This is a genomic window from Roseateles sp. 22389 (genome assembly GCF_052044995.1).
Taxonomy (GTDB): Bacteria; Pseudomonadota; Gammaproteobacteria; order Burkholderiales; family Burkholderiaceae_C; genus Roseateles.
In genome coordinates, this window is sequence record NZ_JBQEOF010000023.1 from 37450 (window position 1) to 50590 (window position 13141).

Annotated in this window: 13 protein-coding genes; 8 read left to right on the forward strand and 5 right to left on the reverse strand. The window is 69.6% G+C overall.

Features of this window, described 5'->3' with window-relative positions:
- Positions 1 to 50 precede the first annotated feature (50 nt).
- On the reverse strand, positions 51 to 2039 hold the full coding sequence (parE, locus tag ACTJKJ_RS23740; RefSeq protein WP_091724194.1) for a DNA topoisomerase IV subunit B: 1989 nt from the start codon (positions 2037 to 2039) through the stop codon (positions 51 to 53).
- Positions 2040 to 2340: 301 nt separating this feature from the next.
- On the opposite strand from parE, the gene ACTJKJ_RS23745 reads away from it, so the two are divergent.
- The 7 genes from ACTJKJ_RS23745 (at position 2341) to bamC (ending at position 9032) form a co-directional block, all read left to right on the forward strand.
- The gene (locus ACTJKJ_RS23745; RefSeq protein WP_440822494.1) at positions 2341 to 3753 is read left to right on the forward strand and encodes an amidohydrolase family protein; all 1413 of its coding nucleotides are present in this window, start codon (positions 2341 to 2343) and stop codon (positions 3751 to 3753) included.
- Positions 3754 to 3857: 104 nt separating this feature from the next.
- Positions 3858 to 5093: an MFS transporter gene (locus tag ACTJKJ_RS23750; protein WP_440822496.1), complete on the forward strand. Its 1236-nt coding sequence runs from the start codon at positions 3858 to 3860 to the stop codon at positions 5091 to 5093.
- A 23-nt stretch (positions 5094 to 5116) separates the two neighbouring features.
- Positions 5117 to 5248, forward strand: coding sequence for a hypothetical protein (locus ACTJKJ_RS23755; RefSeq protein WP_255489482.1), 132 nt, complete (start codon positions 5117 to 5119; stop codon positions 5246 to 5248).
- A 117-nt stretch (positions 5249 to 5365) separates the two neighbouring features.
- Positions 5366 to 6169, forward strand: coding sequence for an SDR family oxidoreductase (locus ACTJKJ_RS23760; protein WP_091724187.1), 804 nt, complete (start codon positions 5366 to 5368; stop codon positions 6167 to 6169).
- Positions 6166 to 6843, forward strand: coding sequence for a class I SAM-dependent methyltransferase (locus ACTJKJ_RS23765; protein WP_440822499.1), 678 nt, complete (start codon positions 6166 to 6168; stop codon positions 6841 to 6843). The genes ACTJKJ_RS23760 and ACTJKJ_RS23765 overlap by 4 nt, the downstream gene beginning before the upstream one ends.
- 62 nt (positions 6844 to 6905) lie before the next feature.
- Positions 6906 to 7787 (forward strand): 4-hydroxy-tetrahydrodipicolinate synthase, encoded by an 882-nt coding sequence (gene dapA / locus ACTJKJ_RS23770; protein ID WP_440822501.1) that lies wholly within the window; start codon positions 6906 to 6908, stop codon positions 7785 to 7787.
- 81 nt (positions 7788 to 7868) lie between these two features.
- Complete coding sequence (gene bamC / locus ACTJKJ_RS23775; protein WP_255511970.1) at positions 7869 to 9032, forward strand: outer membrane protein assembly factor BamC; 1164 nt, start codon at positions 7869 to 7871, stop codon at positions 9030 to 9032.
- A 200-nt stretch (positions 9033 to 9232) separates the two neighbouring features.
- On the opposite strand, the gene ACTJKJ_RS23780 is transcribed toward bamC, so the two are convergent.
- The 3 genes from ACTJKJ_RS23780 to ACTJKJ_RS23790 all read right to left on the reverse strand — a co-directional run bounded on the left by ACTJKJ_RS23780 (position 9233) and on the right by ACTJKJ_RS23790 (position 11247).
- On the reverse strand, positions 9233 to 9433 hold the full coding sequence (locus tag ACTJKJ_RS23780) for a hypothetical protein (RefSeq protein WP_091724179.1): 201 nt from the start codon (positions 9431 to 9433) through the stop codon (positions 9233 to 9235).
- Between the two features lie 157 nt (positions 9434 to 9590).
- Positions 9591 to 10115, reverse strand: coding sequence for a hypothetical protein (locus tag ACTJKJ_RS23785; protein ID WP_091724176.1), 525 nt, complete (start codon positions 10113 to 10115; stop codon positions 9591 to 9593).
- Positions 10116 to 10173: 58 nt separating this feature from the next.
- Positions 10174 to 11247 (reverse strand): JmjC domain-containing protein, encoded by a 1074-nt coding sequence (locus ACTJKJ_RS23790; protein ID WP_440822541.1) that lies wholly within the window; start codon positions 11245 to 11247, stop codon positions 10174 to 10176.
- 146 nt (positions 11248 to 11393) lie between these two features.
- Here ACTJKJ_RS23790 and ACTJKJ_RS23795 point away from each other — a divergent pair, with 146 nt between their 5' ends.
- Positions 11394 to 11915 carry an FKBP-type peptidyl-prolyl cis-trans isomerase gene (locus tag ACTJKJ_RS23795; protein WP_091724170.1) on the forward strand — a complete coding sequence of 174 codons (522 nt, stop codon included), beginning with the start codon at positions 11394 to 11396 and terminating at the stop codon, positions 11913 to 11915.
- Positions 11916 to 11969: 54 nt separating this feature from the next.
- Here ACTJKJ_RS23795 and ACTJKJ_RS23800 read toward each other — a convergent pair whose 3' ends face one another.
- Complete coding sequence (locus ACTJKJ_RS23800) at positions 11970 to 13079, reverse strand: hypothetical protein (RefSeq protein ID WP_440822504.1); 1110 nt, start codon at positions 13077 to 13079, stop codon at positions 11970 to 11972.
- Positions 13080 to 13141 lie beyond the last annotated feature (62 nt).

The window sequence follows — 13141 nt, forward strand, 5'->3', positions numbered from 1 at the left end:
GCACCCCCTCGGGGGGCAGCGAACGAAGTGAGCGTGGGGGCATAGGGTCCTCAGACGTCGACCTCGATGGCGTCGCCGTGCAGCTCCATCAGCTCGCGCCGGGCGGCCGCCTCGCCCTTGCCCATCAGCTTGTTGATGGCGCCCTCGGTGTCGGCGAAGTCCAGGTCGCCGTACTGCACCTGCAGCAGGCGACGCGTCTCGGGATTCAGCGTCGTGTCCCACAGCTGCTCGGCGTTCATCTCGCCCAGGCCCTTGAAGCGGCTGATGCTCCAGCTGCCCTCGCGCGCGCCTTCCTTGCGCAGCTTGTCGAGGATGGCGGTCTGCTCGCCCTCGTCCAGCGCGTAGAGCTTGGCGGCCGGCTTCTTGCCTCGCGCGGGCGCGTCGACGCGGAACAGCGGCGGCCGCGCCACGTAGACGTGGCCGGTGGCGATCAGCTTGGGGAAGTGGCGGAAGAACAGCGTCAGCAGCAGCACCTGGATGTGGGCGCCGTCGACGTCCGCGTCCGAGAGGATGCAGATCTTCCCGTAGCGCAGGCCGGACAGGTCCGGCTCGTCGTTCTTGCCGTGCGGGTCCACGCCGATGGCCACCGAGATGTCGTGGATCTCGTTGTTGGCGAACAGCCGGTCGCGCTCGACCTCCCAGGCGTTGAGCACCTTGCCGCGCAGCGGCAGGATGGCCTGCGTCTCCTTGTCGCGGCCCAGCTTGGCGGAGCCGCCAGCCGAGTCGCCCTCGACCAGGAACAGCTCGTTGTGCAGCAGGTCGGTGCTCTCGCAGTCGGTCAGCTTGCCGGGCAGCACGGCCACGCCGGAGCTCTTGCGCTTCTCGACCTTCTGCGCCGCGCGCTGGCGGGTCTGCGCCTGCTTGATGACCAGTTCGGCCAGCTTCTTGCCGTGCTCGACATGCTGGTTGAGCCACAGCTCCAGCGCCGGCTTGACGAAGGCCGACACCAGCCGCAGCGCGTCGCGCGAATTCAGCCGTTCCTTGGTCTGGCCCTGGAACTGCGGGTCCAGCACCTTGGCCGAAAGCACGAAGCTGGCGCGCGAGAACACGTCCTCCGCCATCAGCTTGACGCCCTTGGGCGCTAGCGCGTGCATCTCGATGAAGCCCTTGATCGCGCCGAACAAACCGTCCTTCAGGCCCGATTCATGCGTGCCGCCGGCCACCGTCGGGATCAGGTTCACGTAGCTCTCGCGCATGACCTGGCCCTCCTCGGTGAAGGCCACGCACCAGCTCGCGCCCTCGCCCTCGGCGAAGTTCTCGCTCTCGGAGGCGGTGGCGAATTGCTCGCCCTCGAACAGCGGGATCAGCGGATCCGCCGGCAGCGACTGCATCAGGTAGTCGCGCAGGCCGCCCTTGTAGGTCCAGGTCTGCGTCTCGCCGCTCTTCTCCTGCGTCAGCGTCACGGTGACGCCGGGCATCAGCACGGCCTTGGAACGCAGCAGATGGACCAGCTCGTTCTTCGGCAGGTCGGCGCTCTCGAAGTACTTGGCGTCCGGCCAGACGCGCACCGTCGTGCCCTGCTTGCGGTCGCCGGCCTTGAGGTCGGCCTTGCGCGTGGCCACCGGCTCGACGACGTCGCCGCCGGAGAAGGCCAGCGTCGCGACCTGCCCTTCGCGGTAGACCGTCACCTGCAGCCGCTTGGCCAGCGCGTTGGTCACCGACACGCCCACGCCGTGCAGGCCGCCGGAGAAGCTGTAGGCGCCGCCCGAGCCCTTGTCGAACTTGCCGCCGGCGTGCAGCCGGGTGAAGACGATCTCGACGACCGGCACGCCTTCCTCGGGGTGCAGGCCGTAGGGGATGCCGCGGCCGTCGTCCTCGATCGTGATCGAGCCGTCGGTGTGCTGGGTGACGGCGATGCGCTTGCCGTGACCGGCCAGGGCCTCGTCCGCCGCGTTGTCGATCACCTCCTGGATGATGTGCAGGGGGTTGTCGGTGCGGGTGTACATGCCCGGACGCTGCTTGACGGGCTCCAGTCCCTTGAGGACGCGGATCGAGCCTTCGCCGTAGCTGCCCGGTGGGTTGACTGCTTTGGTTGCCATGGGGCGGGATTCTATGCAGCGTCGGTGACGCTCCCTGACGCCGGATGGCAGGGGTCGCTCCCATGGGGGTTTCCCCTCGGAAGCGGGACCTGCGTGGGAAGGCCGCGCGCATGCCGCACGGCAGGTGCGCGGCGGCACGTCCGGTTACCGATCGGACGCCGGCGAGGGGGAGGCGCTGTCGTAGCATCCGCCGCTTCCAGGCTTGTCGGGCCCCACTGCCGGGGGCCCACCGCATTCCCCCACCGTTCCCCTCCCCGGTTTCATGCCCGCCCCGTCCCGCCCCCTCCACGCCATCCGCCCCGTGCGGGCCTTGCTGGCGCCGCTCGCCGTGGCCCTGAGCGCGCTGCTCGCGGGAGGGCCGGCCCGGGCGGAGGACTTCAAGGCCAGTCCCGAGATGGCGATGGAACTGCGCCACGCGCGCTGGTTCGACGGCGAGAAGCTGCAGAGCGGGACCCTCTATGTCGAGGACGGCCGCTTCGTCGAGAAGCGCCCGCGCAAGGTCAACCGGCTGCTGGAACTGCGCGGCCAGACGCTGGTCGCGCCGCTCGCCGACGCCCACAACCACAACCTGCAGGGCGCCTGGGGCCTGGACAAGTTCGGCCAGGATTACCTGCGCGACGGCGTGTTCTACGCCGCGATGCTGTGCGCCGATCCGGCCGCGATCGATCCGATCCGCGCCCGGATCTCGCAGCCGGAGACGCCGGACGTGCTCTTCGCCACCGCCTGCATCACCTCGTCGGACGGCCAGCCGCTGGCGATGCTGCAGTCGGGCACGCCGCCGATGACGCTGGACCAGATCGTCGACAAGGCGGTGCTGGTGATGGACACGCCCGACGACGTGGCCAGGAAGTGGCCGCTGATCGCCGGCCGCCACAGCGACCTGGTGAAGGTCATCATGAGCTACCACGACCGCCCCGAGCTGCGCCAGCAGCCCGAGTTGCGCGGCCGGCTGGGCGTGACGCCCGAGGTCGTGGCCGAGGTCGTGCGCCGCGCCCATGCCGAGCAGCGCCGCGTGGTGGTCCACATCGAGAGCGTCGCCGACTTCGCCGCGGCGGTGCGCGCCGGCGCTGACTTCATCGCCGAGCTGCCGGGCTACTTCCCCCAGCACGGCGAGGCGCCGGAGACCCACCTGATCCCGCCCGAGGTCGCCGCGCTGGCCGCCGAGAAGCAGGTCGGCATCGTCACCGCCACCGTCGCGACGCGGCTCTTCCAGCCGGCGCCGGAGCTGCTGGCGCGGATCGAGGCGGTCCAGAAGCAGAACCTGGAGCGCCTGAAGGCGGCCGGCGCGCGGCTGCTGGTCGGCTCGGACCTGTTCACCGGCAATGCGCTCAACGAGCTGCACCACCTGGACCAGCTCGGCGTGCTCGACAAGGCCGCGCTGCTGCGCCTGGCCACCGTCGACACGCCGCGGGCGCTGTTTCCGCAGCGCAAGCTCGGCTGCTTCCAGCCCGGCTGCGAGGCCAGCTTCCTGGTGCTGATCGGCAATCCGCTCGAGGACCTGGACGCGCTGGACAAGCCGCTGCTGCGCATCAAGCAGGGCCGCGTGCTGACCCAGCTGGACGACGTGGCCGCCACCGCCGGCGAGGAGAACAACGCCCTCAACGCGGCCCCCGGCAAGAAGAAGGCGACCGGCAAGAAGGCCGGCACCCGCGGCACGAAGAAGTCGACCCCGGCCAAGGGCAAGGCCAAACCGGCCTCGGGCAAGTCGGGCTGAGGCGCGACTGACCGGGCGGATCCCGCAGACCGGGCCGCCCCTTGCGGGGGATGTGCGTCATTCAGGTGTCAGCCAAGCCGACCCGAAGCCATTACATTGCCCGGATGAGCGCGATCCCGACCTCCCCCTCCTCGTCCCGCACGCTGTCGCTGCAGCAGGTGCTGATCTGCGGCGCCGCGATCGTCACGCTGTCGATGGGCATCCGCCACGGCTTCGGGCTGTGGCTGACGCCGGTGACGATGGACCGCGGCTGGACGCGAGAAGCCTTCTCGCTGGCGCTGGCCGTCCAGAACATCGCCTGGGGCGCCGCCGGGCCGTTCGCCGGCATGCTGGCCGACCGCTTCGGCGCGCTGCGGGTGCTGGTCGCCGGGGCCTTCCTCTACGCGGCCGGCCTGGCGCTGATGGCCGTCTCCACGACCGCCGCCGGCTTCCTGGGGAGCGCCGGCGTGCTGATCGGCCTGGCGCAGTCGGGCACCACCTACGCGGTGGTCTACGGCGTCATCGGCCGCAACGTCGCGCCGGAGAAGCGCTCCTGGGCGATGGGCGTCGCGGCGGCGGCCGGTTCCTTCGGCCAGTTCCTGATGGTGCCGGTCGAGAACTGGCTGATCGGCTACAGCGGCTGGCAGAACGCGCTGTTCGTGCTGGCGATCGCCGCCTGCCTGATCGTGCCGCTGGCCTTCGGCCTGCGCGAACCGGCCCGGGACGCCGCCTACGGCGCGCACCACCAGAGCATCGGCCAGGCCCTGCGCGAGGCCTTCGGCTACCGCAGCTTCCAGCTCCTGATGCTGGGTTATTTCGTCTGCGGCTTCCAGGTCGTGTTCATCGGCGTGCACATGCCCAGCTACCTGAAGGACCACGGCCTGACGCCGCAGGTCGCCACCAACGCGCTGGCGTTGATCGGGCTCTTCAATGTCTTCGGCACCTACGCGGCCGGCACGCTGGGCCAGAGACTGCCCAAGCGCTACCTGCTCTCGGCCATCTACCTGCTGCGCTCGATCGCGATCCTGATCTTCCTGAACGTGCCGCTGACGCCGGCCAGCGTCTACGCCTTCGCCGCCGTGATGGGCGTGCTGTGGCTGTCCACCGTGCCGCCGACCAACGCCATCGTGGCGCAGATCTTCGGCGTGCAGCACATGTCGATGCTGGGCGGCTTCGTGTTCTTCAGCCACCAGATCGGCTCCTTCCTGGGCGTCTGGCTGGGCGGCAAGCTCTACGACGCGACCGGGTCCTACGACGTCGTCTGGTACCTGGCGATCGCGCTGGGCGTGATGGCGATGCTGGCCAACCTGCCGGTGCGCGAGTCCGCGATCGCGCGCCGCCCGGTCCCGGCCGCCGCCTGAGGCCGGCATCCGGGAACCCCACCATGACACGGCGCGCGCTCCGTCGGATCCTCGCCGGACTGGGCGCCGCGGCGGTGCTGGCGGCGGTCTTCCTGGCCTACACGCAGCCCTCGCTGATGCAGCAGCTGGGCGACGCGATCTGGGCCTGCTTCTGAGCGCCGGCCGCGGACGAAGCCGATGCGCGCCGGCAAGAGGCCACGACAGACCGCGGACCACCGCGGCGGCGTGGCGGGCACTCGGGTTCTGGATCTGACAAGGAGAACGGAGACAACATGGTCGTGATCATCACGGGCGCCTCGGACGGCATCGGCGCCGAACTGGCGCGCCAATGGGCGCGGCGCGACGGCGCCAAGCTCTCGCTGGTGCTGGCCGCGCGCAGCGTCGACAAGCTGGAACGGGTGGCGGCGGAATGCGAGGCGCTCGGCGCCCGCACGCTGGTGCAGCGCTGCGACGTGGAGTCCCAGGAGGACTGCCAGGAGCTGGTGCGCGCCACGCTCGGCGCCTTCGGCGCGATCGACGTGCTGGTGAACAACGCCGGCATGTCGGCGCACGCGCTGTTCGACCAGGTCAAGGACCTGGCCTGGTACCAGCGGCTGATGCAGATCAACCTGTGGGGCTCGGCCTGGTGCACCCAGGCGGCGCTGCCCGCGCTCAAGGCCAGCCAGGGCCGCATCGTCGCGGTCTCCAGCCTGGCCGGGCTGCTGGGCATCCCCGGTCGCACCGCCTACAGCGCCACCAAGTTCGCGATGACCGGCTTCTTCGAGGCGCTGCGCACCGAGGTCGCGGCCAGCGGCGTCAGCGTGACCATCGCCTATCCCGGGGTCGTCGACACCCAGATCCGCTACCGCGGCTTCAACGCGCAGGGCCAGGCCTCCGGGCTGAGCAGCCTGGACGAACGCGGCGCGATGTCGGTGCAGGCCTGCGCGCGGCTGATCCTGGACGGCACCCTGGCCCGCGAGCGCGACATCGTCATGACCGCCAAGGGCAAGCTGGGCCGCTGGCTCAAGCTGCTGGCGCCGGCGATGGTGGACCGCATGGCGCTGAAGGCGCTGAAGAAGGAACAGCGGCCCGCATGAGCACGACGACTTTCCTCGGCAGCCCGTCGCGCACGGTCACGGGCGGCGGCCATGGCACGGGCCTGCCCAGCGACTGGGTGCTGCGCTGGTCACAGGCCTGGCGCGACCGCGACGGCCTCACCGCGCTGGACCTGGCCTGCGGCTCGGGCCGCCACCTGCGCCTGCTGGCCGGTGACGGCGTGGCGGTCACCGGCGTCGACCGCGACACGACGGCCCTGGCGGGGCTGGCCGGACTCTCCGGTCGCGTCGAGCTGATCCAGGCCGACATCGAGCAAGGCCCCTGGCCGCTCGAGGGGCGCGTGTTCGACCTCGTGCTGGTCACCAACTACCTGTGGCGGCCGCTGCTGCCGCGCATCGTCGAGGCCGTCGCGCCCGGCGGCTGGCTGATTTACGAAACCTTTACCGACGGACAGCAGACGATCGGCCGCCCCGCGCGGCCCGAGTTCCTGCTGCGTCCGGGGGAACTGCTGGACGCGGCCGACGGCCTGCGCGTGATCGCCTACGAGGATGGCTTCATCGAGCCGGAGCCGACCGGCCCGGCGGCCGGCGGCGTCAACGGTCGTTACGTGCAGCGCGTTGCTGCCGTTCGCGACAAGCGGCCCGCCGCCGGCGCGCCCGCCGCGGACGCCACGGGGGCCGCGCCTGGGGTCTACCCGCGATACCGGTTGCGCTGAGCGCGGAGCCCCGGAAGCGCCCCGGCGCTTCAGTAGAATCCGCCGATCACGAGGAATCCTCAATGAACGCAATTGTTGGCAGCATCGTCGCGTTGGTCACGCCGATGCATGAAGACGGCCGCATCGACTTCGACGGGCTGCGCAGCCTGATCGACTGGCACATCGACCAGGGCACGGACGTCATCGGCGTCGTTGGCACCACCGGCGAGTCGCCCACCGTCACGATGGAAGAGAACCGCGAGGTCATCCGCGTCGCGGTCGAACATGTGAAGGGCCGCAAGCCGGTCCTGGCCGGCACCGGCGCCAACGCCACCGCCGAAGCCATCGAGCTGAGCCGCTTCGCCAAGCAGGTCGGGGCCGACGCCACGCTGTCGGTGGTCCCCTACTACAACAAGCCCTCCCAGGAGGGCATCTACCGGCACTTCAAGGCGATCGCTGAAGCGGTCGACATTCCGATGATGCTGTACAACGTGCCCGGCCGGACCGTGGCGGACATGGCGCCGGAAACGGCCATCCGCTGCGCGGCCCTGCCCGGCGTCTTCGGCATCAAGGAGGCCACCGGCAACATCGAGCGCGCCGCCTGGCTGATCAAGCATGCGCCCCCCGGCTTCAGCATCTATTCCGGCGACGACGGCACCGCCATCGCGCTGATGCTGATGGGCGGCCGCGGCTCGGTCAGCGTCACGGCCAACATCGCCCCCAAGGCGATGCACGAGCTGTGCATGGCCGCGATCGAGGGCCGCGTGCGCGAGGCCACCGCGCTGCATTTCCAGCTGCTGCCGCTGCACAAGCAGCTGTTCTGCGAGCCCAGCCCGGCCCCGGCCAAGTGGGCCTTGGACAAGCTGGGCCGCAGCAGCAACCATCTGCGCCTGCCGCTGACGCCGCTGACGCCGGCGGGCCAGCAACTGGTCGAAGCTGCCCTGCGCGAGGCCGGCCTGCTCTAATCACCGCCGGCCGGCGCCGCCGGCGGCTCCTTTTCCTTCAGCGGCCGCGGGCCGCAGCGACCTACCTCGGAGATCTCCAGCGTGACTCGTTCCCTTCCTGAATCCGGCGCTCCCACCCCGGTGCGCGTGGCCTGCCTGATGGCGCTGGCCTCGCTGACGGCGTGCAGCACGTTCGAGAGCATCACCACCAGCGACAAGGTCGACTACCGCACCCAGGCCAAGCAGACCACCGGCCTGGACGTGCCGCCGGACCTGACCCAGCTTCCGAAGGAAAACCGCCCGACGGGCCCGATCAGCGCCGCGCAGATGGCCGCCCAGCCGAACGCGCAGCGCCAGGCGATCGGCGCCACCGCCGGCGCCCCTGTGGCGCTGGACAAGGCGGGCAACGTCGAGTTCCATCGCCTGGGCAACGCGCGCTGGCTGCACAGCGCGCTGCCGCCGGAGCAGCTCTGGCCGCAGGTCAAGAGCTTCTGGCAGGAGCGCGGCTTCACCATCGAATCCGAGGACCAGAACGTCGGCGTCATGGAGACCAACTGGGCCGAGAACAAGGCCAAGCTGCCCCAGGACTTCATCCGCAAGGCGCTGGGCTCGCTGCTGGATTCGCTGTACTCGACCGGTGAGCGCGACAAGTACCGCACTCGCCTGGAACGCAACGAGCAGGGCGGCACCGACATCTACGTGACGCACCGCGGTCTGGTCGAGATCTACACGAACTCGCAGCGCGACGAGACCGGCTGGCAGCCCCGCCCGTCGGATCCGGAACTCGAGGCCGAAATGACCTCGCGCCTGATGCTCAAGCTCGGCGGCAAGGAAGAAGACGCCAAGACCATGGTCGCGAATGCGCAGCAGCCGGCGCCGAGCTTCGCCGAAGCGCCGCGCGGCGCCGCGCCGCGCTCGCTGGCCGACGTGCCTGACCAGCTGCAGATCAACGAAGACTTCGACCGCGCCTGGCGTCGCGTCGGCCAGTCGCTGGACCGCCACGGCTTCACGATCGAGGACCGCGACCGCAAGCAAGGCCTGTTCTTCCTGCGTTATGCCGACCCGAACCAGGCCGGCAAGGAAGAGCCCAACTTCTTCCAGCGCCTGTTCGGCGCGAAGAGCGCCTCCAGCGCCGTTCGCTATCGCGTGTCGGTCAAATCGGATGGCGGCAAGTCCACCGTTCAGATCCAGGACGACAAGGGCCAGCAGCAGACCGACGAATTGGCCAAGCGCATCCTCCAGTTGCTGATGGAAGACGTCCGCTGATCTGGGCGACGGGCAACCGTACATCCTCAGTTTGCGCAAAACAAAATCGCCACCCTCGGGTGGCGTTTTTCATGGGCGCGAATATCCAGTCAAATACCAGCGCGTGGGCGCTGTTCGCGCCGATACCTTGCGCCATGGAAGCGCCAAAGAAAAAGCCGCATGGGCGAACCCATGCGGCTTTCTCAGGACGAGAGATCGTCTTAGTTGCTGGCGGCCGAAGCGGGAGCAGCAGCGTCCGAGGCAGCAGCCGAAGCTTCAACGGCCGGGGCCGAGGCTTCAACGGCGGGAGCCGAAGCTTCCGGAGCGGGCGTCGCCACCGGAGCGGCAGCTTCTTCCTTCTTGCCGCAAGCGGTCAGGGCAACAGCGGCCAGCAGGGAGGCCATCAGAATCGACTTTTTCATACTTGTCCTCAAGTAACTTTTAGACGAACAATCAATTACCGGTAATTAATGAAGTCGTACATGATGACCAGTACGAACTTCAGCAGACCAAGACGCGAGAAACCTCGAGCGCTTCCCTCGCCTAGCCGGCAATTATAGCCACCAGTTTGTAATCGTCTTACAACCCTAGGGTGCTGCTGGCGAACGAATCGGCAGACCGTTGCTCAATTGCGTCAAACCATTCGCGCGCCATGGCTTCTTCGCGGGCATCACGCAGCGCCAGCGACGCCCGCGCCGGCGTCCACAACTTCAAGGTCAGCAATCCGGGTGCCAGCACCACGCCTTGCGGCGTCGGGGTGCTGCGGTCGCCCAAGTCCGCCGGATCGAAGGCCCGCGCCTGCACCACATGGTCGTGCAACTGGCGCCACTGGACGAAACGCGGATGGACGCGGCGCAGCGCTTCGTAGTCGAGGGCCGCGAGCAGGCGCAGCCGGCGGTGCGGCAGCGCCCAGCGATGCAGGGCATCCAGGAGCTCCGGATCGGACAAGGGCCAGGCGGCGAAGTCGGTGTCGAGCCAGCAGAGTTCCCGCCCGCCCTGCGACGCGGCGAGCAGCAGCGCTTGCCGCAGCAATTGCCGGACTTCCTCGACGGTTTCCACGAGGCCCGGTCGGAGGTTTTCCGGGATCAGGGGTTCCTGCGACATGTCGAGCTCCTCAGGAAATCACGGTAGGCGACCATGGGGCGGCGACGATCATGCCCGTTCAACCGGGCAGGATCCAACCGTCCTCGGTCCACTGATCGAGCAGGTCGCGCGCGCCTTCGCTGAGGCGGGCCACCTCGGCCACGGACAGCGTCCGCCGATCCGCCAGACGGCGCATGAGGGTCGCGTCGCGCCCGCCGGCGCGGAAGGACTGGCCATTGATGAACACGTGCGCCGCGTCGTACATCATGCGCGTGCGCGGGCTCAACCTGGCGCCCTGCCCTGGCGGCAACGCGTCTCCCGGCGCGAAGAACACCCGCGGCTTCGGCTCCGTCAGCGCCTCGCCCAGCGCCCGCTCCAGCGCAAGCGGCTGGGCCACCGCCTTGAGCACCGCTTCGCGCGCGAAGGCGGTCAGCGCCTCGGGGATTCTTCCCGGTTCGGCGGTGGCCGCCTGGCGGGGATCGACATACATCCGGTCACCGCGCGGCGCCTCCTCGTCGTCGGTCAGGCGCACCAGCAGTTCATTCGCCAGTTCGCCTCGCCAAGGCGAGCGGAAACCGACCGACGCCGTCATGCAGTCGCCGCCGACGGCGACGCCATCGTGCGCCCAGCCCGGCGGGAGGTAGAGCATGTCACCGGGCTCGAGCACGAAGTCCTGCTCCGGCTCGAAGTCGGCGAGCACCTTCAGCGGCACATCCTCGCGCAGCGCGCCGGAGGTCGACACGCCCAGGCGGCCGATGCGCCAATGACGACGTCCGCCGACCTGGATCAGGAAGACGTCATAGGAATCGAAATGCGGCCCCACCCCGCCGCCCTCGCTGGCGTAAGAGAGCATCAGGTCATCGAGGCGGGCTTCGGGCACGAAACGGAACCGGCCGAGCAAGTCGTGCGCGGCGTCGACATGCAGGTCCAGGCCCTGCACCAGCAGCGTCCACTGCGGCTTGCTCCAGGCCGGCAGCTTGGGAATCGGGCCCTGGCGCAAGGTCCAGCGATCCCCGGGCTGCTGCGCGACCAGACGGGATTCCACCTCGTCGCTGGCGGCCAGCGCGGCCAGGCCGGCACGGTCGATGGGCGGCTGCACGCCCGGCAGGGCCTGACGCACCAGCAGCGGCTGCTTCTGCCAATGGCGCTTCATGAACTGCGCCGGGCTGAGGCCGCCGAGCAGCGGCAGTCGGGCGTCGATGTCGAGCCCCGGCGAGGCGGCGGCTGGCGCCGGCGGGCGCTTCGAGGAGGGCGTGGGCTTGGAAGTCATGGGCAGGGATTGTCTGAGAGAATCGCGCGATGCAAATCACTGCCCCCTGCGTCGTCTCCTTGACTTGGAGACTGGAGGACGCCCAAGGCCAATCCGTCGAGGTCCTGGACCCGGCGATGGAGTTCTTCTACGGCGGCGAGGACCTGTTCGCGAAGGTCGAGGAAGCGTTGGTCGACAAGACCACCGGCGACGAAGTCAGCGTCGCGCTCGAGCCCGAAGATGCCTTCGGCGATTACGACAGCGATCTCGTCTGCTTCGAGCCGCGCGAGGTCTTCCCCGAGAACGTCGACGTCGGCATGCAGTTCGAGGGCCTGCCCGAAGGCTCCTCGACGCCCGACATGCCTGCGGACCGCATCTACACCGTCACCGAGGTCTATCCGGAGCACGTGGTGCTCGACGGCAACCATCCGCTGGCCGGCGTCGGCTTGCGCATCCATGTGACCGTCTGCGACGTGCGCGAGGCGACTGAGGAGGAGATCGAAGCCGGCACGCTCGGCGACTCGGGCTTCTCAGTCGTCAGCGGACCGGACCCGGACGAGCCGCTCCACTGAGCCTTGCAAGCTGCCCTGCAAGCCCCGCACCGCGGGGCTTTTTACTTCTGCGCGTCAAAAGGGGCCGCAGCGCTCGAGCAGGGTCGGTCGAGTCGGCGGGGGGATCGACTCGCGTGAGCAGAGGCGGCGATAGAGATCGAACACCTTGGCTTCGAGTTCGGCCGGGCTGCTGCAGGCACGAGCGCCGATCAGCCGGGCGCGATAGTTGTGGATCTGCTCACGCACGGCCTGCGACCAGCTCCGGGTGTGCGGCGACAGATCGAAGGTGCTGGTGCGCAGCACATGCAGCCAGCCGATCAGGACCTGCTCGGGCAGGTCGGCCAAGGCCTCCGTCAACGAGGCGGGCGGTCGCAGCCGGTTCAGGTAGAGCCGGTGGAGCATCAGCAGCCGGACGACCAGCGCCGGATCGGCCGCCGCGGCCATGGCCAGCGCGTCGTGCGGCGCGCCCAGGCGCGCCAGGCGGAACAAGCGCGCCAGGACATCGAGATCGCAGCTGGGCAGCGCCCGCGGAGACTCCTCCTGAGGCGGCCCCAGCAGGTCTCCCTGGAAATAGCGCACACCCCGGGCCTTGAGCCGCAGGTAGTCGGCCGGTTCGGTCAGCCGATCGGCGATCAGCGCCACCCCGGCCTGGCCCGCCAGATCCTGGATCGGCGCCCAGGCATCGAGCGGCGCCGAGGACACGTCCAGCTTCAGGAACGCGACCATCGGCAGCCAGGCCAGGCGCGGGTCGTCCGGCGATGCGATCCCCGCCAGCGCGAACTGGTAGCCGCGGGCATGCAGTTGCGCGATGCGGCGCGTGGTCGACGCCTGCACCGGCACATCGGTCGGCAGCTGGATCGCGCCGAGCGCCCCGCAGAGCACGTCGGCGACCGGACTGAGCAGGGCCGCGGCATCCATGTCCACGAACAGGCAGCCGGGCCGCCGCTGCTGGATCAAGCCGCCGTCGAGCAGCGCCCGGCTGAGCAGCAGGCTGGTGGCGCCGGGGCTCGGCGGTCGCGGGGGCCGGCGCTGCCCCTCCTTCCAGCGGAAGGCGAGTTCCAGGCCCATCGGTTCGACCGAGCCATCGATCACCGCCTGGCGGGCGAAGTGGACCTGCGGCGGCTGCGGCGCCATCAGGCGTTGGACCAGCGTGACGCCACTGCGGGAAGGACGGGAGGAAGGCATGGCCGGGGCTTCGTCGACTGGCCCGCGATTCGGGCCGGGACGCCAGTATTTCCAGGATCGGC